Origin of the sequence: Burkholderia sp. IDO3 (assembly GCF_003366075.1) — a bacterium.
Taxonomy (GTDB): domain Bacteria; phylum Pseudomonadota; class Gammaproteobacteria; order Burkholderiales; family Burkholderiaceae; genus Burkholderia; species Burkholderia anthina.
The window spans coordinates 679899-702127 of sequence record NZ_CP028962.1 but is presented as its reverse complement, the minus strand read 5'-3'; the positions used below and the strand labels follow the sequence as shown (position 1 = coordinate 702127).

Annotated in this window: 19 protein-coding genes; 2 read left to right on the top strand and 17 right to left on the bottom strand. The window is 62.1% G+C overall.

The window, feature by feature from the left end:
• Positions 1-16: 16 nt before the first annotated feature.
• The gene (locus DCN14_RS03360; protein WP_096500100.1) at positions 17-2419 is read right to left on the bottom strand and encodes an ATP-binding protein; all 2403 of its coding nucleotides are present in this window, start codon (positions 2417-2419) and stop codon (positions 17-19) included.
• Between the two features lie 906 nt (positions 2420-3325).
• Positions 3326-6751 carry a YadA-like family protein gene (locus DCN14_RS03355; RefSeq protein ID WP_096500102.1) on the bottom strand — a complete coding sequence of 1142 codons (3426 nt, stop codon included), beginning with the start codon at positions 6749-6751 and terminating at the stop codon, positions 3326-3328.
• 460 nt (positions 6752-7211) lie between these two features.
• On the opposite strand from DCN14_RS03355, the gene DCN14_RS37825 reads away from it, so the two are divergent.
• Together DCN14_RS37825 and DCN14_RS03350 are read left to right on the top strand one after the other, a co-directional pair.
• The gene (locus DCN14_RS37825; protein ID WP_162826162.1) at positions 7212-7379 is read left to right on the top strand and encodes a hypothetical protein; all 168 of its coding nucleotides are present in this window, start codon (positions 7212-7214) and stop codon (positions 7377-7379) included.
• 256 nt (positions 7380-7635) lie between these two features.
• Positions 7636-8250, top strand: a complete 615-nt coding sequence (locus tag DCN14_RS03350) for a DsbC family protein (protein ID WP_096500104.1) — start codon at positions 7636-7638, stop codon at positions 8248-8250.
• Between the two features lie 333 nt (positions 8251-8583).
• Here DCN14_RS03350 and DCN14_RS03345 read toward each other — a convergent pair whose 3' ends face one another.
• The 15 genes from DCN14_RS03345 to DCN14_RS38965 form a co-directional block, all read right to left on the bottom strand.
• Positions 8584-9333, bottom strand: coding sequence for a carbonic anhydrase (locus DCN14_RS03345; RefSeq protein ID WP_096500106.1), 750 nt, complete (start codon positions 9331-9333; stop codon positions 8584-8586).
• A gap of 585 nt (positions 9334-9918) precedes the next feature.
• Positions 9919-10620 carry a response regulator transcription factor gene (locus DCN14_RS03340; RefSeq protein WP_096500108.1) on the bottom strand — a complete coding sequence of 234 codons (702 nt, stop codon included), beginning with the start codon at positions 10618-10620 and terminating at the stop codon, positions 9919-9921.
• 26 nt (positions 10621-10646) lie between these two features.
• The gene (locus DCN14_RS03335; RefSeq protein WP_240327253.1) at positions 10647-11126 is read right to left on the bottom strand and encodes a type II secretion system protein; all 480 of its coding nucleotides are present in this window, start codon (positions 11124-11126) and stop codon (positions 10647-10649) included.
• Positions 11127-11151: 25 nt separating this feature from the next.
• Positions 11152-11553 carry a type II secretion system protein gene (locus DCN14_RS03330; RefSeq protein WP_096500112.1) on the bottom strand — a complete coding sequence of 134 codons (402 nt, stop codon included), beginning with the start codon at positions 11551-11553 and terminating at the stop codon, positions 11152-11154.
• Positions 11528-12034 carry a type II secretion system protein gene (locus DCN14_RS03325; protein ID WP_096500114.1) on the bottom strand — a complete coding sequence of 169 codons (507 nt, stop codon included), beginning with the start codon at positions 12032-12034 and terminating at the stop codon, positions 11528-11530. The genes DCN14_RS03330 and DCN14_RS03325 overlap by 26 nt, the downstream gene beginning before the upstream one ends.
• Positions 12035-12046: 12 nt before the next feature.
• Complete coding sequence (locus DCN14_RS03320) at positions 12047-14272, bottom strand: secretin N-terminal domain-containing protein (protein ID WP_240327252.1); 2226 nt, start codon at positions 14270-14272, stop codon at positions 12047-12049.
• Positions 14229-14714 carry a hypothetical protein gene (locus tag DCN14_RS03315; RefSeq protein ID WP_096500116.1) on the bottom strand — a complete coding sequence of 162 codons (486 nt, stop codon included), beginning with the start codon at positions 14712-14714 and terminating at the stop codon, positions 14229-14231. The genes DCN14_RS03320 and DCN14_RS03315 overlap by 44 nt, the downstream gene beginning before the upstream one ends.
• Positions 14711-15265, bottom strand: a complete 555-nt coding sequence (locus tag DCN14_RS03310) for a GspMb/PilO family protein (protein WP_115531357.1) — start codon at positions 15263-15265, stop codon at positions 14711-14713. Before DCN14_RS03310 ends, DCN14_RS03315 begins: the two co-directional genes overlap by 4 nt.
• Positions 15262-15798, bottom strand: coding sequence for a hypothetical protein (locus DCN14_RS03305; protein WP_096500120.1), 537 nt, complete (start codon positions 15796-15798; stop codon positions 15262-15264). Before DCN14_RS03305 ends, DCN14_RS03310 begins: the two co-directional genes overlap by 4 nt.
• Positions 15795-16550 (bottom strand): hypothetical protein, encoded by a 756-nt coding sequence (locus tag DCN14_RS03300; RefSeq protein ID WP_143331630.1) that lies wholly within the window; start codon positions 16548-16550, stop codon positions 15795-15797. Before DCN14_RS03300 ends, DCN14_RS03305 begins: the two co-directional genes overlap by 4 nt.
• Positions 16534-18093, bottom strand: a complete 1560-nt coding sequence (locus DCN14_RS03295) for a GspE/PulE family protein (protein ID WP_346265269.1) — start codon at positions 18091-18093, stop codon at positions 16534-16536. Before DCN14_RS03295 ends, DCN14_RS03300 begins: the two co-directional genes overlap by 17 nt.
• A gap of 149 nt (positions 18094-18242) precedes the next feature.
• A complete protein-coding gene (locus DCN14_RS03290; RefSeq protein WP_240327251.1) occupies positions 18243-19208 on the bottom strand; it encodes a type II secretion system F family protein in 966 nt (321 codons plus the stop codon).
• Between the two features lie 226 nt (positions 19209-19434).
• Positions 19435-19950 (bottom strand): transglycosylase SLT domain-containing protein, encoded by a 516-nt coding sequence (locus tag DCN14_RS03285; RefSeq protein ID WP_096500126.1) that lies wholly within the window; start codon positions 19948-19950, stop codon positions 19435-19437.
• A complete protein-coding gene (gspG, locus tag DCN14_RS03280) occupies positions 19922-20359 on the bottom strand; it encodes a type II secretion system major pseudopilin GspG (RefSeq protein WP_096500128.1) in 438 nt (145 codons plus the stop codon). The genes DCN14_RS03285 and gspG overlap by 29 nt, the downstream gene beginning before the upstream one ends.
• Positions 20360-20476: 117 nt before the next feature.
• The gene (locus DCN14_RS38965) at positions 20477-22036 is read right to left on the bottom strand and encodes a lytic polysaccharide monooxygenase (RefSeq protein ID WP_096500130.1); all 1560 of its coding nucleotides are present in this window, start codon (positions 22034-22036) and stop codon (positions 20477-20479) included.
• Positions 22037-22229 lie beyond the last annotated feature (193 nt).

Below are 22229 nucleotides of genomic sequence, written 5' to 3'. Positions count from 1 at the left end.
CCCGAACAAACGGCACTCAGGGCGCTTTCGGCAACGACGGCGCCGCCGTTCCGGCCGGCTCGTCGTCACCGGCGACAATGGAATCCGTCGCGATCGGCAACGAAAGCGCGACGGACGTTCCTTGCCCGACCTCGCTCTCGATCGAGATCGAGCCGCCATGCCGACCGATCACAGCTCGGACGAAGGACAGCCCCAGGCCGACACCGGCGGCAACGTCCCGGCGCTTGCCGTCCACCTGGAAAAACGGTTCGCACAGGAGCGGAATCGCCTCCTGCGGAATGCCGATGCCATGATCCGCCACGCGCACGAGCACATGACGGCTTTCGGCACGATGCGGGTCACGCTCCAGCGTGACATCGACGACCGTGTTTTCCGTCGAGTATTTGATCGCGTTGTCGAGCACGTTGATGACTGCGCGCTGCAACATGTCTCGATTGCCGTCGATCCAGATGGCCTCGTCCGTCTTTTGATGCAGCACCAGCCGGACCGACCTGGCTTCGGCAAATGCGCCGACCTGGTCGACCGCCTCGTCGACAAGGTCGGCGACATCCACCATCGAGAACGTCGCCGGATCCAGTACTTCTGCCCGGGAAAGCTGCATGAAATCCTGTGCCATTCGGAGACTGTATCCAACCAGACGCCTCAAGTCGTGCATGAATTTCTCGTCATGCACGCCCGTCAGCGAATCCTGCATCCCGATGCTCTGCTGCTCGATGAGCGCAAGAATGGTCGTAAGGGGGTTGCGCAGATCGTGCGCGATATGGCGCAGCGCCTGCCGGTCGTGCGTCACCGATTTCTTCAGATCGTCGACATCGACGAGGCATATCAGGTGTGCTGCGTCCTCCTGCACGGACAACGGCGAAAACTGAGCGAAGGGTACGTTGACAAGCATGTACTCCCTGTCGTTCAGAACCATCTCGCGCTCCTGCGCCGGCGCCTCGCCGAGCCCCTGCGCGGCGAACTGTTCGAGCACGGCCTCCAGCTTCGGCTTTTCGCCTGCGTGGATGCCGCCCGAATCGGTCACGGTTTCGCCAAGTAGCTCGGCCGCGCTGTTGTTCCACAAGACGAGCTTTCTGCCGCGTACGAGAACGATCGGATAGGGCAGCATGTTGATGACGCCGACGTATGCCTCCTGCCATTCCCGGATTTGCTGCATGGCCAACTTGACTTCGTCCAGCAGGTTGGACTCGATCGCGCCATGCGAATCCTCATCCGACATGCGCACGACGCCGATGCTCGACGAAAGCTCTCGGAGCCGACTGATTTCGCGATGCAGCAAACGATGCATGCCGAGCAGTTGGCTCCAGGCGAAATAGCTGTAGACGACCACGCATATGGCAAGTGCCGATCCAATGGGAATCCAAACGCGAAACAGGCCCAGCAAGACGGTCGACGTCGCGAAAATACAGATGCCCCAGGCCAGCGCGTAGGTATGAAGGTTGCGGGTCTTCGTCAGCCAGCAAATCAGCAGCATGCCCAGCGCCAGTACTGGATCGACCAGCAGTTGCGAAACCGGCGGTATCTCGCTCACGATGTCGTCGTTGAGCACGGCGGACGTGATCATCGCGTCGAGCTGGGCACCGTTCACGACATAGTCGTTCAACGACGAGACGTTATATTCCCCCAACGGTCGATAGATCGCATGGCCGATGAACACGATCTTGCCGTCGAAAGCCGACGTCGGAATCCGCCCCTTTACGACATCGGCGAACGAATAGGTTTGGACCGATTTCACGCGAGGCAGCATCAGCAGCACCGATTGCCGGGGCCGCTTGCCAAGCGCCGTGGTCTGTAGAAATTCGTAGCGGTGAAAATCGGGCAGCATCCCGCCGAGCCCCGCCACCCCGATCGCCTCGAGCGATACATGCGGATAGACCCGGTTATCGATCGTTCGATAGGGTACGAAGCCGGTGACGACGCCGTAATGTCCGATCGTGACGTCACGCTGACCAATCGCGGCGGCGACTTCCGGCGCAGGCTCCGGCAGCGGCAGCAACAGCTTGCCGCTCATGTCGGTATCCGTCGACGGAAGACCGACGACGACCCGTTTGTTGCGGGCGATGGCATCGAAAAACGTGTCGTCGTATTGCTCTCGAGCAGGCAGCGGAATATCGAACACGATACTGGCCGCGCCGGACAGGCGATCGATCAACTGAGCGTTCGTGGCCGGCGAGAACACGCTTTCCCGCCCCAGTTCTCGCAGGCTCCCCTCCCCCTTGCTGATCAGCACGACACGATCCGAACTACGATTCGCGAACACGAGTGCCGTCGCATCGAAATGCAACTGATCGAAGGAACTGAACAGCGACTCGAACCTCGGCGTGCTCGCCGCTGCCGCGAGCGCAACGACCAGAACAACGGCAAACGGGCTGCGTAACCTGATCGTTTTTCCGGCAGGAAGATTCATCCAGTGACGCATGCCCCTGTCTCCTTTTCATATCTCGCCGCCGAACCGCTCGAACGACGCGCCGGCCCCGGCGCGGCTCATGCGTCGATCCTGGTTCGACGTGGACCGGCCACCCACCGCCAGAGCAAGCCTCCGACGATCACGTCTTCCTCTCTGTAACGTTATTTTTTAATCATACAACCCCAATATTGACGGGGATGTCGATCTCATCGGAAATTGAATATTTCAATCTATTATCCGGCCCACTCTATTTCTCTGAATTTCTCAGGTTCCGCAAAAATTCCGTGCATCGTTCAATCTTCCGGCTTGCCGCTCCATCACTCAGATCGAGCGACAACGGCCGACGCCGAAGCCCGCCGGATCGGGGCGTTACAGCGCGCCGAGGCAACCGCCCCCACTACGACGAGCGTAATCTCGATGGGCGACACGTGCGTTGATCCACTCCACGAAACCGGCGCGCTATCCGGGCTTTCCGCATGGGTTGCCACTCGTTGTCCAAACGGATTCCTTCATACGATTGAAAAGCATTCAAGCACTCCCCGTTGCACGAAAACGGCAAGGAATATGCAAGCCGGAGACATTTCGGGGCCCGTCGCCGTCACAAGATTCCGGTTCGGGAATCGTCATCACTTTCTGGCATTTTTCATGACGGCCGAGACCGGAACCCGACGTCGTCAACGTGCAAGCGTACCGTTACACACAGGATAGAGTTATTTAAAAAGTATATTTTTCATAAGATCCATAAAATCTTATGAGAAATCGCTTCGTCGAGGCAATCAGCGCATCGTCATGCCGACCGTGGACGCCTGTCGGGAAGACGGGAAACACGCGTCGGTTTGGAGGATGTGAAAAACGGGAGAGGCCCGAAGCCCTCTCCCGTTTGCGGGCGGAAGCGGCACGAACCGCCGCCTCGCTGCATTACCACTGGTACGAAGCACCCATTCCCACGGTGTTGCCGCCGCTCGACAGACCGACACCCCCCTTCACCTTCAGGTTCTGGTTGATGCGGGCTTCGCCACCGAGCGCCACCGCCTGGTAGCCCTTGTAGGTCGCGCCGCCGATACCGAACGACAACGTCTTGCCCGGATCGACACCCGGAATCATCGTCAGCGCAGTGGCCGCGGCAATGCCGGAATATGCGTTCTTCGACACGTCGTTGATCTGGCCGCGAACACCCTGGATCTGCTGATCCGTGTAGTCCTTGGCCGTCGTTCCCGCAGGCAGGCCGACGCTTGCCTGAATCGCATCGTTCATCTGCCCCAGGTTGACAGCATCGCTCTTCTCGGTCGCATTGCCGACGTTGGTGATCTTCTCGCCGCCGGCATCGAGGTCCCAGCCGATCGAACCGCCTGCGCCGGCCGAACCGCCCGAATCGCCGGCCGGCGCCTGTTCAAGAATGCTCACGCGATCCTGTACACCCTCGACCTTGTTGGCAAGTTCGCTCAGTTGACCGAAATTCACCGCATCGTACTGGTTCACGCCGTTCGCCACGTTCGACAACACGATCGGCGCAGTTGCCCCGGTGCCGCCGAGCGTGACGCTCGCGCGGCTTTCGTCGTCGTACTTCACCGCCATGGAGTCCGTCGCGGCCGATGCCGCAGCGGCCTGAATGGCGTCCTCGACCGTCCTGTAGCGATCGCCGTTGACCTCGATAGACGCAATAAGACTACCGTCTTCGCCGACGACCGCATCTGCGCTGATCATCCTCGCGATGCTGGATGCAACGCCATGCAATTGCGACCCGTTCACGGCATCGGAACTGCTCGCCGAGAGCGCCCCTTTCTCGAGGTTGGTCACGGTAACTGCACCGTTACGCGCGCCCCCACCCAGCGTCACGGTGTTTTTCTGCGCATCGTCGTACACGACAATTCGCGATGTCAGTTGCCCGTCGTCACCATCGTCCACGATCCCCGCCGCTTTCAACTGCTTGACGTTCACGGCGTCGTGATCCTCCACGCCATCGGCCACGTTCCTCAACCGCACCGGGTCGGCGCCGCTCGCACCACCCAGCGTGATCACATTCTTCTGCGCGTCGTCGTATGAAACACTCGATGCCATCCGATCTTCCAGATTCGATATATCGCCCGCATTCGTCGTCACCCGTTCATCCAGCGACGACACGTTCGCGTTCGTTGCGCTCAGTTGCTTCAGGTTCACCGCATCGGTATCCTGAACACCGTCCGCCACATTCGACAATCGCACGCCATCCGGCGCATCCACGCCCCCCAGCGTCACCGCATTCTTCAACTCGCTGTCGTACGTAACCGCCCGCGACGTCAGTTGGCCGCCCTCGCCGTCGTCCACGATCCCCGCCGCTTTCAACTGCTTGACGTTCACGGCGTCGTGATCCTCCACGCCATCGGCCACGTTCCTCAACCGCACCGGGTCGGCGCCGCTCGCACCGCCCAGCGTGATCACATTCTTCTGCGCATCGTCGTATGAAACACTCGATGCCATCCGATCTTCCAGATTCGATATATCGCCCGCATTCGTCGTCACCCGTTCATCCAGCGACGACACGTTCGCGTTCGTTGCGCTCAGTTGCTTCAGGTTCACCGCGTCGGTATCCTGAACACCGTCCGCCACATTCGACAATCGCACGCCATCCGGCGCATCCACGCCCCCCAGCGTCACCGCATTCTTCAACTCGCTGTCGTACGTAACCGCCCGCGACGTCAGTTGGCCGCCCTCGCCGTCGTCCACGATCCCCGCCGCTTTCAATTGCTTGAGGTTCACGGCGTCGTGATCTTCCACGCCATCGGCCACGTTCCTCAACCGCACCGGGTCGGTCGCGCGTTCGGTGCCACTCGTGCCGCCCAGCGTGATCACATTCTTTTGCCCATCGTCGTACGAAACACTCGATGCTATCTGACCTTTCAGATTCGATATATCGCCCACATTCGTCGTCACCCGATCACCCAGCGACGATACGTTCGCGTTCGTCGCGTTCAGTTGCTTGCCCGTGACCGCATCGGTACTGTCCGCGCTCAATACGCCGTCAGCGACATTCACGATCTTGCGCTTCAATAGCGACGAGCCGACCGATACCGTATTGTCGCTGTCCGCCACGGAACCATGTCCCAGCGCTACACTGTTCCAGCCCTGCGCTGTTGCGAACACACCGACTGCAACACCGTTGTCGCCGCTTGCTTTTGCGCCTGCGCCCACGGCCGTCGCATAGTATTTCGTCGCGGCGGCATTGGCACCCACCGCGGTGGTATAGGTTCCCGCAGCGTTGGCGTATGCCCCGATGGCCGTGGCATGATCGCCAGCCAGACTCTGCGTCCGCGCGCTACTTTGATAGCCGATTGCCGTGCTGGCCTCATGCGCGGCCATACTGCCGGTACCGAACGAGGTCGAGTACGCGCCGAGCGCCTGCGCACCGCTTCCGCCGGCAAGCGCCATGCTCCCGCTCGCATTGGGCGCCACGACGTCGGAACTCCAGACGCCCGTCTGCAACAGGCCATCTTGTCCTTCCCGCAGCTTCTTCAGGGCGGCATCGACGCTACTGAATTTCTGCTGCGTCTGAGTCGCCTCCACCGCCAACTCGGACACTGCCGCATCGACCACGTTCAATTGCTTGAGGTTGACGGCGTCGTAATCGTGCGTTCCATCCGCAACCTTTACGATTCGGCGCTTGGCCGTATCGGAACCGACCGATACCGTGTAATCCTCATCAGCGACCGAGTAATTGCCCAGCGCAACGCTGAATGCGCCCGATGCCGTTGTATTGGCACCGATGGCGGTGCTGCGCCGTCCCGTCGCTCGTGCCTCGCCCCCCAACGCCGTCGTGTCCCACTCCGTCGCGAGCGCGTTCGTTCCAATCGCAATCGATGGGCCCGTACCATCCGCTTTCGCCTTGGCACCTAAAGCGATGTTGGAACCACCCGCAAACGATCCTCCCCCGATCGCGACCCCCTGATATCCGGTCGTAATTGCATTTCCGCCAATGGCGATGGTGTCCGCCATCCCCGAGCCCGTACCGGCGCTGGCGCCTTTCCCGATTGCGATGCCGCCATCGCCCAGAACACGTGCGTCCGTACCGATAGCCACACCCGAGACGACCGAGGGATCCGTCGAAACCACCGCGCCGTTGCCAATGGTAATTCGATCGCCGAGCACGTAATCGTACGCAACGCCAGCGGCTCTAGAACCAGTCATTCGATTCAAATCACCTTCATCCCCTATTGCATTCGAATCCCTTTTCGAGCGCTCATCGGATTCGTCTTCCTCGATCGCACTTTGAGGGAGCACTTCCACCGGCGAGCTTTCAGCCGATGCATTTTGCATGCCCAGCACGATAAAAACCGTACCGATCGCGGAAAACAGCTTCGTCACTTTCATAATCTTTATCACCAACAATCAATTAAAATTAATCTGCCATATAGAAATAGCAACGCTGTCCGCAAAGCCCCAAGAATTCCTGGCCACCACGCCAATCTTCAGCAGCATGGAAAAATTCCGGGGCTCGCATACTCAACGAACAAACATACTCGACGCCAATGAAAGCGAGTTTCACCGCCATATAGCCGATCTCGAATTAAACAGTGCGTCCGACGATTCATCGGGGCGTTCGATCTTTACGACCGACGCATACTGTCTCAAATATCGACCCGCAACCATAAACATCAAAAGAATCAAAACATCGAAGCCGTAAACCCTGACAAAACCAACTCGCCGCACCCTGCGTTCAGATTTCTTTCAGCAAGCTGGCGAACTCATCGAATCGCCTACATCATTCGAACCTCAAATACCGGCTTCTTCAACAGACGTCGTTTCCATTCACTCAACCGGAGCATCTCTAATGAAAGCAACCCACCTGATCCTCGCTCTCGCCGCCGCATTCGCCACCAGCGGCGCTGCCCTGGCATGCGACGACCCTGCCGTCGACGGACACGGCCACGACGCACCCGCCGCTCAGCACCAGACCGGCGCGGAACATCAATCGAATACGGAGGCGGCCGGCCACTGATCTTTCAGGCTTCGATAGCGAATACGCAGACAAATGCAAGGAGGTTGGCGACGTTCCGCAGGCGGTCCGCGCAGCATCAACTGTTGCGCGAGCGCACGAATATCGGACGAATACGCCGCCGTCGTTCGGCGCCGATTCCTGAATATGCCCGCGGCGACTCGCGGTTCTCTCTCGATATGTCGCGGCTGGTCAACCGCGTCAGCGCAATGCCCCTCATGAATCGCCACCTTATTTTTATGTAATTCGAAGCAATCCCATGAAAAACACGACTCTTCGCCTGACGGTGCTGTCGCTGCTCTTCGCCGGCGCGGCTCCGATGGCCATCGCAGCTCAACCTTCGAACGATTCGTCCGCCTCCTACACCGACACGGCACCGAATCGCATCGCGCCGGCCGATTCAACCGCAATCGCCCCCGGCACCCGAATTCAGGAAAAGGACAGGGCCCAGGTCCTGGCGTCTCAAGCGCGCGACCATGCCATCAAGACGATCCGGGGCAACGGCAAGCGCGTCCTGTACGTCTTTTCCGATCCCGACTGTTCGTACTGCAAAAAACTTGAGCACACGCTTCGCCAGATCGAGAACGTGACCATCTACACCTTTCCTTATCCACTTGAAGGGCTCCACCCGCAGGCAGCCGAGCACGCACGCGATATATGGTGCTCGATCGACCGGAGCGCCGCGTGGCAAGCATGGATGTCCGACAACACACGGCCGGCCCTCAACGACGCGTGCGCCACCCCGATCGCACAAAACCGCACGCTCGGTCTCGCCCTGGGTTTGCGAGGTACGCCGACGCTATTCAACGCGAAGGGCCGCATGGCCGCAGGCGCTGTCCCGGCACAATCCATCGAAGCCTTGCTGGCGGAGTGACGCCGCCCAGCGTGCTCGGGCAGCAGGCGAAAGGTCTGGAAGATTGAGTCGCGTCTTGGCGCCGCACCGGCCAAACGCATCGTGCCGCGATCGAGCCGCCCCGACGGGCTTTTCGATGCGGCCGGAAGTCCGGATCGGAACCGGCCTCGACACGGAAATACCGTGCTTCATCGAGCCGGATCGACTCCCGCGATCCCGTTCGTCTGCATGTGCCGGCAGTCATCGAGCCATTGTCCCGACGTCCGGCGATACCATATCGTTGCGACGCGTTTGCCCATATCGCGATGATTGCCGGTAGACGAGCCGGCAATAACAACCGCCTCGCCCGGCCCGTCAGGCGACGAGATCGATCTTGCCCGACAGCAGCCGATAAACGCCGCCCACGATTTTCAGTTTCCCGCCCTTTTCAGCATTGCGGATGATCTTCGAGCGCGCAGACAGGTTTTCCATGCTGTCCTTGACGTTCTGCGCAATCGACGCGCTCAGCAAATCGCCGCCATCGTTTCGGGCTTTCCGGACAGCCGGCAGCATGGCCCGGGCCAGCGTCTGAATCTTCCCCGGATAGGTTGCGCCTTTCGTCTCGACCTTGACCGCAGCACCCACGGCACCGCACTTGTCGTGTCCGAGCACGACAATGACGGGCACCTGCAATACCGCCACCGCGTACTCAAGGCTGCCGAGCACGTCGTCGTTGACGAAATTTCCCGCCACGCGCACCGCGAACAAATCGCCACGCGCGCTATCGAATGCGTATTCCGGCGCAATCCGGGAATCCGCACAGCCTAAAACGGCCGCATAGGGATTCTGCCCCATCCCCAACGCCTCGCGCTCGTGAGCAAAATCATGGCGACGCGTCACGCCTGCGACATAGCGAGCATTGCCGTCCATCAGAAGCTTGACGGCCTCATCGGGCGACCGCGCATTCTGCGGCTTTGGCAGGGCAGCGACATCCGCGGCCGCCGCGACATTTCCGCCCAATGCCCCGCTCGCGGCCGCGACAAATGCGGACGCTCCCGTCGCACGCAGAAACAGCCGTCGTGCGGGAGCGTCCGTAGTCGGCATATGGGCATTCGATTCACACATTCGCGACTTCTCCATTCCATGAAATACCGAAATACAACATCGCCCGCTCTTATGAAGGTTCGTCGGTCCGTCCCCGGCCGCTTCGCCGGAGGACGCCCCGAGCGTTAGCCCGAAGGCCGCGCGGCATTCCGGCATCCATCCGTCCTGGGCGCTGTGGATCCACGGGAGATTGTGGGCAACACACCACCCCCGCACCATCGGCCGACGCTCATTTTTCATGGCGTCTTGCCCCGATTCGGCCCGCCCCTCGAGCAACGGTCGGGCCAGAGAGTCTCCACAACGCGATTCACTCCGCGAGGCAATGCCAGCGCTTCCGTCTGGATCGGAGCATGTATCGAAGCCGTGCCGGCAAAACGGGCATTCCGCTCGACGTCGCTCGCCGCACTCGAGCCCGGCCGAACCGCTCCGTCGAAGTATCTTGGCCAACGATCCGCCGTTTCGGTACTGCCCCAGAAGATGTTCTCCACGGGCTCGCGCCATTCCGTCCCATACGTCGACCATTGCGTCCCGACGACAAAGCGGATGTTACGAATCGGCATCAAGGAAAATCGGAGGTGTTCGAGTGCTCGACGCCGAAGCAGCGCCTTACGTCCGCTCCAGCCGATACCCGTAGTTGTAAACCGTCGAGATCACGAGGCCATTCTTCGAACGCAATGCGAGCGCATTGCGAATCTTGCTGACATAGGTCGCCAGGCTCGCGTCGTACTTCCGGTCGACCTCGCCCCAGATCTTCTTGAGCAGGAAATCCTTGGACACGATCCGGCCAGCGTTACCGAACAACAGCATGGCCAGCTCGAACTCCCGCGCCGACAATAAAACGCTATCGCCCTCCACGCCGCTGACTTCCGTGACGTGCACGCGGCGCGAAGTCGGATCGAGCTTGTATTTGCCGAGCGTCAACGCGCCCTGATCCTGAGTATCCGGATAGTATTTGCGCACCTGTGCGCCGACGCGCGCGACCAGCTCCCGCTGCCGCACGGGCTTGGTCAGGAAATCGTCCGCCCCGCTGTTCAGGCCATATACGACATCCTCTTCGCTGTCGTGCTGCGTCACGATGATGACCGGCATCGCGTCGGCGAAGGTCTGCCGGACCCAGCGCGTCACTTCAATCCCGTTCTGGCCGGGAACGTCCCAGTCGACCAGCAACACATCCACCTTCTGCGTACGCACGAGTTCGATGAAACTGTCGCCGTCGTGGCGAATTTCCGTTTCGAAACCCGACTTCTGCAACCAGGACGCCAGCGTTTTTGCCTGTTGTTCGACGTCCTCCAGGATTGCCACGATCATGAAGCCGCTCCATGAGAAAGGAAAAGTCAGGGACGTGCCGCCCCGTTCGCATTATCCGGGCGATAGATGAAAACCCAGTCGCGGTAGCTATTCTTTCCAGAAAACGCTTCGTCCGCAAGAGCGAAGCCCCCTTGCTTGAGCGGCTTGCCTGGAGCCTGACTGTACACGCCCATTATGCCGCCGTCGGGGGCTTTGACAATGCCCCAATCCGGCTTGCCGGTCATCGGGTCCGCATAAAGTCTGCGCAAGTGGTGCTGAATGTTGGGCGAGCGCTTGTCCTCCACGAGCGCATCGAGCGACCTCGGATATTGGCTGCCCGGCGGCGCCCGGTAATAGCGCTCGATCGCCAGCCGGATCTGGCTGCCGACGAAAAGCAGCTCGGTTTCGCGCTCGCGCTGCCGCTGCTTGCTCCATACGAGGCTGGCCTGCATCAGACCGATGCCGATCACGGCCGTCAGCACGAGCACGCCGATATAGGCGAACCCCCGCTCCGATCCGGCCGGCATGCGGCGCACGTTTCGGAGAACGCGATTACCACTGCGCATAAGGGCTCCCGTCGCTGGCATTGCCGCGCGCGCCGCTGTGCACGTCGTGCACCCCCGGGCCGCCGTCCGCATCCGTTCGCCACGTATCGCGCCGCCCGGTCACCGGATCGAGCGGAACCTCACGCAGATACTTGTCGTCGACCAGCACTTGAAGCGACGACGGATCGGTGCCGTGGTCGGCGCGATAGTCGTCGATCGCGACCCGCATCGTGCGCAGATTGTGGCGCAGCACCGTTTCGCGAGCGCGGTCCGTCTGCTTGAAATAGCCGGGGGCGACGATCGCCATCAGCACCCCCACGATCGCCATCACCACAAGCAGTTCGACCAGCGTGAAACCGCGCTCACCTCGCGCGCGCCTCGATTCACCATTGGCTGTAGGGGATGCCATTGATACCTTTCCTCCCGCTCTTCGAGCGTATGTCGAATACGTCCTTCCCTGACGCGAACGCGTCGGAGGAACTGGTGTAACTTCGCGTTTCCCACGTATCGGCGGCGGACGTGCCGGGACATCCGCAAAGCGGGTCGGCCGGCAAGCGCCGCAAAAAGTAGATTCTGTCGCCGTTCGGATTTTTCCGGTCGACGACACCATCGACCAACGCGGCCAGATCGGGCGGGTAGCCGCTCGCATCGACCGACTTCTCCACCCGCCCGTCGTCCGATGCCTGCTTATAGGCATCGATCGCCGTGCGAATCGTGATCAACGCCTGGCGCAGCTCGGCCTCCTTGCCGCGCCGCTGAACCAGATCCGTGAACGGCAGCACCACGGATGCCAGCAGTGCAAGCAGCGTCAGCGCAACCAGCACCTCGACCAGCGTAAAGCCCCGGGAACGATCGCGCGCCTTCGCACGCCGCCAATATCGACTCCGCATGTCGCGCCCTCGTCACATAGTCCGCGGGTGCGCCGGGCCGGCGACGGGCCTCGACGACGGGCCCGCGGCGAACTGCTGCCCGTCGCCGTGCGTTGCCGCGCCCCCCTGCATGGACGTTTTCGCCGCGCCTTTCTCCTTGGCGCCGCTCGTATCAGGCGCAGCCTTATCCGTCCCTCCGGCCGGCGCCGGCTCGACGGTACCGCCGCTGGCGGGGGCCGTTCGCGCACCCGAACCCGCCGGATTCCGGTCGAGTTCCGCCGGATGCATCGTGGCGTTCGCGTCGAAACGGCCGACCGAATCGCTCAGGGCCGGCGCCCCCTTCGGCATGGCAGCCGGCACGGACGCCGGTGCGCCCGAGCCGTCGGGATGACCAAACGTCATCGGCTCGGTCGTCACCTCGCCTTCCGTGCCCGACATGAACGTCGTGACCGCGGATGCCGGCAAAGCGAGATTCCGTTCGATATGCGGCGTGATCAGCAACACGATCTCGGCTCGACCGCCTTCGGATTTATCCGTCCCGAAGGCACGCCCCAGTCCGGGAATCCGCGAAAGATACGGCAGGCCGCTGGTCGCCGACGTTTCCTTCTGGTTGATCAGGCCGGCCAGCACTTGCGTCTCGCTGTCGCGTGCGGTCATCAGCGTTTCGGCCTTCCGGGTGCCGAGCCGGTAAGCGATCAACCCCGTCTTCGTGGCGACTTGTCCCAGGATACTGCTCACTTCCAGCTTGACCTGGACGGACACCTCGTTATTGAGGCTGATACGCGGCTGCACGACCAGCTGCAGGCCGACATCCTGATACGAGATGGATTCGCTCGTCACGCCATTGTTCGTCGTGGTCGTCACGATCGGCACCCGCTCGCCCACCGTGATATCGGCCTTCTCGTTGTTTCGTACACGCACCTTCGGATTGGCCAGAATCTTCGTCTTGCCCTGGTTTTGCAGCATTCTGATCGCCATCCGCAGTTTCGCGCCGCCATCGCCGGATACCGCGATATTGCTGCGGTTCAGGCTCAGCAGATCGCCAATGGTCGTGTGAACCCGCTCGTACGGATGCTCGATCGAGAACCCGAGTTCCTGCGGGTACTGCACGCCCAAATCGACTGTTTCGTCCGAGTTCACCTCCAGGACCTGCACGTCCATCGTCACTTCGGATTGCGGAAGATCCAGCGCCTGCACGATGCGCTCGGCAACCTTGATCGATTCCGGCGAATCGCGCACGATCACCGCGTTGGTACGCTCGTCGACGTAGACGTCCTTCGGCTTGACCATCTGCCGCAGGGCCGACACGACATTCTTCGCATCCGCGTTCGACAGGAAAAACGTGCGCATCATGTATTCCTTGTAGGCGCGGCTTTTCTCCGATCTCGCCGAATAGACCAGCAGCGTGTGCTCATCAAGCACCTTCTTCGCCAACTGATTGGTCCGGAGCAGCATGTTGATCGCATCCTCGGCGGTCGTCCGGGACGCAAACAGGCTCGACGGCGCCGAGGTCTGGACCTCCTGGTCGAAAACGAAGTTTACGCCGGTCGTTCGGGAAATCGCGTCGAAAATATTCTCGAGCGGCTGCGATTTGAAATTGAGCGACACCGGCTTGCGCAAGGCATCGGTCAGTCGCGGCTGCACCGGATGCTCGCGTTGCTGTTGCTGCAGCAGGCTGTCCCGCAGCTGAATCGCTTCGGTAAAGTCGGGCTGCTCGTCAAGTACGCGCCTGACGATTTCCATCGCGCGGCCGGGTTCGTTTTGCCGCACCCGTTCGGCCTGCGCCAATTCGCTGCCGAGTGCAACTCGCCGCTGCAGCCGTGCGACCGTCTGACTCACGCGCTGGTTAGTCGGATCGGCCCGGCGTGCGTTTCCGAGGTGATCGAAAGCGCTTTCCGTATCACCCAGCGCCCATGCCGAACCAGCCGCCCGCAACTCGTCGTTCACATAGGTCGCGCGTCGATTCCGCAGCGCCACGTTCACTTCCGCATCGTCGGGACGCGCCTGATGCGCCGTCTGCAGGACGTCGATCGCCTGCTCGGGTTGTCCGCTTTTCATCAAGGCGTTGCTCTGCTTTACGGCCTCGCTGTCGCTGTTGCCCAAGGCACCCTTCAGCGACGTACACGCACTACCCAGCAGCGCTGGCAGCAGTGCCGACAGAATCAGTATCCGTTTCACGTTCAAGCTCTCATCAATTCGTTCAGAAGAAACTGCATCAATGCGGGTGGCGATCGATCGGCAAGCGATGCGGCCGACCATCCGGCCCCGCCAGCACGACGTCGGCGTCGTCGATCGACTTCACGCGATAACCGCCTGCCAGTGCCTGGCCGGGACGCACCGCGTCACGCAAACCACCGCAACGCCCGCACAAAAGAAACATTCGGCCCATCCCTTCCAGCACGATCACGTGCCGGTCCGGCTCCCGCCACTCGCCGCTCACGTCGAAAGGCATCGCCGGCTTCGTTTGCGGAATATCCGCCGGCAGCGTGGCCGACGCCGGCTCCGGCGGCTCGAGCGGCAGCGACGGCGGCTCGGTGGACGAAGGCTTGTGTTCCGCAACCAGCGAGGCCGGGCTCTGGGCCTGAAACAGATCGACACGCGGACGCTCGGCGGACATCTCGGCAGCGCCGGCAACCCGCATCGTCAGTAACGCGGCAACCATCGCGACGGCCGTTGCGTGAATCATCCCGGCGCGGTTCATGACAACCTCGCCAGCAAGGAAACGTGCATCACGACGCGCAACTGATCAGTCTCCATCGCGGTGCGTTCGAGCGTCAGCTGGTCCACGGTCACGAACGGCTGTTGCCGCAACTCCCGCAGCGCGCCGACGATATCGGGGTAGCGCCCCTGGCCGGTCAGGACCATCGAGCGTCGCGACAGCTTGCCGCTCTCGTCGCTCGTCTGGTACGCCGCCTCCTCGATCATCACGGTGTGACGCTTCAGAACGTCGAAGATCGAAAATTTGCGTGCGGTCGGATCGCCGCTCAGCACGTCGGCAGGCTGAGCGCTCGACGATTCCGCGTGCGGTACCGCCTTGAGTTGTTGCCACCGGGTCGACAGCGTCTGCTGTTCCGCCCGCAGCGCACGCTCGTCCGGTTCGAGCATGCAGAACCGATAAGCCAGCATCGCGACAATGGCGAACGCCGCCACGATTCCGACGCGGCCCAGTTCTTCCGAAGCACGCGTCGCATACCATCTGCCGCGAGCCAGCAACATGCCCCATTTCAGGGGGGTCGAGAGAAACCGCTTCATCTCGCCTCCACGCTCAGGCTGAACGATGCGAGCGGATACTGCTCGACCATCTTGATGCCGTGCTGCAGCAGCGTTACCCGAACCCCCGGCTTTTCACCGCCGGCGCCGTGGCGCAGGCGCGCGACAAACGCATAGACTTCCGTCAGGTTCGCTGCCAGCCCGTCGATGCGCGCCTGCTCGCGGCCGTCCTTGGTCGACATGGCCAGCGACAGCAACGCCAGTTTCGGCGTCCAGGCGTGCTCGATGTCAAGCAACATCGGCATTTCGCCGACGGCCGTCATCGGCGCCTTCCGGTCCGATTCCGCGGTGCGTTGCTGCGCGTCCCGGGCATCCCGGCGCGCCCGGTTCACGATGCGCTGCCGGTTATCGACGCGCACTCGGAACTGTTCCATTTCGTTATCCAGATTCCTGACCACCGAGCGCTCGTTCGCCGTCCACACGCCGCCGCACAACGCGGCAATCAGCAACAGGCATGCGAGCGGCGCGAGCATCCGGCGCTTCGGCAGGTAATCGAAATCGCGCATGCGCTTCATGCCGGCACCCCATCCCAGCGGCGATCGGGCGAACCGACGCAGGTCCACCGATTGTTCGACGCGACGCCGGACGGCACGCAACCCGCGACGTGAATCCCGTCGTCCATCGCATGACCGCTCAGCACGGCAAGCGTGTCGAGCGCCTCCGGCAACGACTGCCCCGCGTCGAGCCGCAGCGTGGCCAGATCTTGCCATTGGGCGTTTGCGCGGAACAGACACGTCAGCGTGCCGGGTTCCAGCAACGCCAGCGTGCCGTTGCCTCCGACCCGACCGACATGACGCGCGGCCGATGCCGACACGATGTCGCGGCACGATGCCATGCGCCAGCCGGCGCCCTCGCTGGCTGCCGCCAGCGCGCCGACCCATTCGGCGCGCACACCGACGCACAGACGCGAGCGCCCGTACCCGGCGGCCTCGATGCACAGATTCAAGCCTTCCGGCGCCTTGACGCCATGCTCGGCGAGCACGACACGTGCGTACGCTTGCCATGCGGCACCGGCAACCAGGCCGTCCTGCCACGGCAGAATCGCGGCATCGAGCCACGGATGTCCGAGCAAGACGTGAAGCCGTCGCAACGACGACAGCACGCCGCGCCCCTTGGCACCGCCGCCGGCCTGCGCCAGAAGGCCGGCAAGCGCGGCAACCGGCTCGCCGCCGTGTTCGATCGCCGCGATCGGCATAGTCCGGGGGCGAGCCAGCGTGATGTGTTCCGACCCGATCAGGGCCACACGCTCTTCACAAAACAATTGCACGCTGTACCTCCTGATATGTCGTCAATCCCATGTCGATCAGCGCAAGCGCGCCATCCTTGAGCGAGCGATAGCCCGCGCTGCGCGCGAGTGCGGCCTCGCGCTTGTCCGGCGAGCCGTCGATAAGCGCGACCCGCAATGCCGTATCGAGCGTAATGACTTCGGCCAGACCTACCCGACCATGAAAACCGCTGCCCCCGCACGTCTCGCAATCCGGCCGCGACGCCTGACACTCGGCGCACAGTCGCCGCACGAGGCGCTGGCACACGATGCCGTTGAGTGCCTCGAGAAACGTCGACGGCTCGACACCCATGTAGATGAATCGGTCGATCAGGCTGAACGCATCGTTCGCATGCACCGACGACAACACGCGGTGCCCTGTCAGCGCGGACTGCACGGCGATCGATGCGGTTTCCTCGTCGCGGATCTCGCCGACCAGGATGGTGTCCGGGTCGTGGCGAAGAATCGACCGCAGGCCGCGCGCAAACGTCAGACCTTTCTTTTCGTTGACGGGAATCTGAAGGACACCTTGCAATTCGTATTCGACCGGGTCCTCGATCGTGATGAGCTTCTCGTCGCCGGTATTGATCTCCGAGAGCGCGCCGTACAATGTCGTGGATTTCCCGCTGCCCGTCGGCCCCGTCACGAGCGTCAGCCCGTGAGGCATTTGCATGAGCGCCCGGATCCGGCCGATCGAATGCGCGTCGAAACCGAGCGTGTCGAGGCTTAGCTGGCGGCCGCGCTGCGACTTGTCGAGAATACGCAGCACCGCGTTTTCACCGTACACACCGGGCATGATCGATACGCGCAGGTCGATCTCCCGACCCTGCAGCGCGACCTTGAAGCGCCCGTCCTGCGGCACGCGCTTTTCCGCGATGTCGAGACTCGCCAGAACCTTGAGGCGCGACATGATCTGGCTCGCCACCTCGATACCCGCGACAGAACGAATCATGCGCATCACGCCATCGACTCGATAGCGGATCTGCAGCCCTTCCGCGGTTGCTTCGAGGTGTATATCGCTCGCGCGGCTCTGCAGCGCGTCATAAAGCGTCATGTTGACGAGGCGAATGATCGGGCTTTCGTCGTTGGCGATGCTCGCGAGCGTGATCGATTCGACCGCCAGCGCGAGCGAATCGCTCTGAGCGCCGACGTCGACCGCATCGTCCATCACGCGCTCACTCGACTCCATCTCCTTGAGACAAGCATCAACCGCGCCGGGCAGGCTCATCGCGAACACGACCCGATCCGGCGCGAATCGCCGTTGCAGGCGCTCGCGCGTTGCCCGGGCAAACGGATCGGCCAGGACCACGCAGGCGGCTCCATCGATTTCCAGCGGCAATACGTGCACGGCCAGGGCCTCGGCCAGCGGCAACAGATCCCAGCGCGGCGCGGCACCCCGGAGTCGTTCCGGGGACAGCGGCCGTGCCCCGAGGCACGATGCCACCTGTCCGAGCCGATCAGGCTCGCGCCCCAGCAGCGCATCGAGGTAGACCGGCAGGGCGACGCCCTGCTGCATGGCCTCGTCCTGCCAGGCCTGCAGCAACACGGATGTACTTGCGACGCTCGTCACATCACCTCCAGGAAAAGTCGAATGAATGTGTTGAATCAATGGAGGGGATTGTCGGCGCAGGCACGCGCGCCGACAAAAAGGCTCAACAAAACCTAAAAATGACAAGGCCGAAGCCTATTTTTGAATCAGCTGATGCTGCTCGCCAGCTCGAAGATCGGAAGATAGAGCAGCAATACGATCGCGCCGACGAGCGCACCGATGCCGAGCATGAGAATGGGTTCGAACAGTTTGCTGAATACCTCGATCGCGCGATCGAGCGTGCCATCGTGAAAGTGCGCGATCTTCTCGCACATCTCGCCCAGTTCGCCGCTGCGCTCCCCGACCCGCAGCAGGCGTTCGGCAACCGGCGTGGTGAGGTTCTGCGCGGTCAGCACATCCGACAGCGACTGTCCGGCACGCAGGTCGCCCAGCGATCGCTCCAGACGCGGAAGATACGGCGCCGGCAGCAGGCGCCCGGCCAGTTCGAGCGCATCGATGGCCGCCGTCCCGCCTGCCAGCAGCAAACCGACCGTGCGATAGAACCGGGACAGCACAAATAAGTGACAGATTTCGCGAAGCCGTGGCGTCCGCCACAGCACGTTCAGAAACGTTCGTCGGGCATGCTGCGTGCGCACGAGCGCCACGGTCGCGACCGCCAGCCCGGCCAATCCGGCCAGCAGGACCATGCCGTGCTGCTGCACCAGTCCGGCCCACCACAGCATCACGACGGCGGTCGCGGGCGGCTCGTTGATGCTCTCGAATACGGCGGAAAAGCGCGGCACGACGAAAAACAGCATAAACAGCAGAATGGCTGCCCCGACTGCCATCACGACCGCGGGATAGACGAGCGCGCCGCTGACGCGCTTGCGAATCTGCTCCAGACGCGTCTCGTAATGCTGAAAACGCCGCAGTGCGATCGGCAATTGGCCGCTGCCCTCCGACGCTTCGACCGTCGCGACGAGCAACGGTGGAAAGATCGACGGCTGCTGCGCGAGCGCCATCGAAAAAGCTTGTCCTTCGCGCATCCTGGCGACCAGCTCGTCGAGAACCGCGCGCAGCCCCTTCTCCGATTCGGCCTTGTCGCGCAGCGCCTCGATCGCCTCGATCAGCACGAGCCCTGCATCGAGCAGTGTCGACAACTCCTGCAGAAACAGGCCGAGCGGAAATTTCGGCTGTCGCGACCACGGGACGATGCCTGCCCGGCGCTTCACCGCGAGAACCGTGACCGTCTCGCCCGAAACCATGCAGCGCTGGCGCGCGCTCGCTTCGTCCGGCGCATCGACGGTCCGCTTGACGAGCTTGCCGCCAGACAGAAGATCGACTTGAAAAATCGCCACTTCAATGCCCCTTGTCGGCAACGGCCATCGCCGCGCCGGATCGGCGCGCCTGGGCGGCCTGCTTCAGTTTTGCATAGTGATGCCACACTTTTTTCGCATACCGCTCGCGCAGCTCGCGCCGATGCGGTGCGCTTCCGGCGTTGTATGCGCCGACGGCTTCCCACGTATACCCGTGCCGGGAAATGAATCCGGACAGAATCTGCGCGCCGGCCATGACCGACGTGCACGAATCGTTGAGCAGCTTCTCTCGCGTAATCCCCGCCTTGCTCAGACGAGGCAGATGCGTACTGTTGATCTGCATGAGGCCGATATCGTAGGTGCCGTTCCGGTTGCGGTTGATCGCGCTCGGATTCAGCGACGACTCGACCTTCGCGATCGAATACAACAGCAGCGGATCGATGTTGTGTCGCTGCCCGGCGTCGAACCAGCATTCCGCGTGGGCGGACGTGGCGATTCCGGCAAGCATCGCGAGCACGGCGGTCCCGCGCTTACAGGCCGTAGACAAGGTCCGCGTCATAACCCTCTCCTCCCAGCTTCCCGTCCCGGCCCTGCGAAACGATTTCCGCGTCCGAGTCGCGACCCGGCACGTGATATTGATACGGTCGCCCCCAGGGATCGTTCGGGACATCCTTCGCCAGATACGGCCCATGCCACATCGGCGTTCCGGACGGCTGCTTCACGAGCGCCTCGAGCCCCTGGTCCGCAGCCGGATAGCTGCCGGTATCGAGTCGGTACTTCACGAGCGCGTCGCCCAGCGACTTCATTTGCGCCTGCGCCGCCTGCACCTTGGCCCGGTCCGAGTAGGACAGGACTTTCGGCCCGACATAGCTGGCCAACAACGCGATGATCAACAGCGCAACCAGCAGTTCCAGCAGGGTGAAGCCCCGTGCGGTCCGCAGGCGCGATCGAATGATGTTTCGATTCATGATGTTCCTCCTTGATTGAAACCTTCATGGCGGATATGGGCGGAGGGGGCCGGCCAATGATCGACCTCCCCCGCCATCGCGTGCGTCATGCCGTTCGGCAATCAGCACGAGTACCCATTACTTCGTAGTCCAGGCATCGGTCCAGGCCCAACCCTTGCCCGGTTCGTACGCCGCCTGTGCCTGACCGCACCAGCCCGATGCAGGGAACGACTTGCACTGGTACAGCTTGCCGTTATTCGTGACGATCTCGCCGCCCTTGTATGCATGGCCGGCCTGATAGGCAGGGTAGTTGCCCGCGTTGCCATCATTGCCGGGGTTTTCCGGCGTGTCCGGGTTGCTCGGATTTTCGGGATTGCCCGGGGTTTCGGGGTTGCCCGGGTTGCCGGTACCCTTGACCAGCAGGGTGTGCGTCGCGGTCGCGGTCGTCTTGCCGTTATCGACGACGAGCTTGAACACGAAGCTTCGGTCCTGTTCCGCCTTCGGTGCAGTAAACGTCAGGGTCGAACCGTTGCGTGCATTCTTGAAGTCCGACGGCATCGTCCATGCGTAGGTCAGCGGCAGACCGTTCGGGTCGCTCGACTGGTTTGCCGACAGCGTGACCTGCTGACCGCCCTGAACCGTGGCCGGACCGCTGATCGCGGCCACCGGCGGCACCGTCGCGGGCGGCTGCTCGCCACCGCCGTTGCTCTTGACCTCGATCGCGTACGCATATTCCTTGCCGTTGCCGAACACTTCGTTCTCGGCCGCGCTGCGCACCGGATCGATCGTCTTGCCGTCGGCGCTCAGTTGGCCGACCCGGACGTATTGCGAACGCCCATTGACCTGATTCGCCAGATCGTAGATCCAGTCCGCGGCATTGACGTTGTTCGCACCGATCTTCATGCTATGGGACTCGAGATCGTTGCCGCGCGTCTTGTCGAACACGCGGAGCTTGGCTTCGTCGCCGGCCTTCTGCACACCGCCGAACTCGATCTTCCCGGACGGCATCCAGTTCACGTTGGACGGAATGACGTCAATATCGCTGCAGCTATAGAATCCTTCCGCGTTGTCGCTCGGATCGCGCTGCCAGATCGTGTACAGCACGCGTTTGCCGGAAACGCCGTTCAGGTTGATCGGATATTCCGTATAGGCTTCCGGCCCGCGCTTGTCCACTTGACCAACCGGCTGCTCCTGAAGGTCGCTCCATTTCAGCGGACGCGAAAAATCGTAGGACGGCTTGGAAATGTACGTCTTGAAATAGGTGGTGTAGTGCTTGGCGGTCTGCTTGTACCGCAGCATGACATTGCCGCTCGCGTCGGGCTTGACCGGTGTGGCCGCCCAGTTCGCGACAGCATCGATGCCCTTCCAGCTCTCCTTGCCCCCAGCGCAGATCAGACCGTCCGGAATTTGCGCACGATGGTCCGCATCGCCCTTCACACCCAGAATCGCGTTGGACATGCGATCGTAAAACGGGGTGGAGCCACTGATGCTCTTGGCTGCCTTGCAGCCGTCCGATTTCGGATTTTCCGCACCCTCGTTGAAGCACGCCAACGGACGATCCGGCGGCGATTCCACATAGCCATGTGCATGCGAGACAGCCGGCACCGCAAACAGCGCGGCGGCGGCGACATGAGCGAGCGTCAACGCCGGCAGCGCCCGCATCGCGGTTTTTTTCAACGAGATTCGAGAAACTTTCATTTTGTATTCCTGTATACCTTTCAAGGTGGTTGAAGCATCGGTTCTGTTTCGTGGTCCCGGTAGAACCGGAAGCAACAGTCACCTAGCCGGATAGGCCGGCCCGTCGATCCGCAGCCGGCGTTGCTCAAGTTCCGGTGCGCCACGCGTCTCGCCGGAACTGCGTGCATTCTTGCGACCCGCCTCGATGCATTCA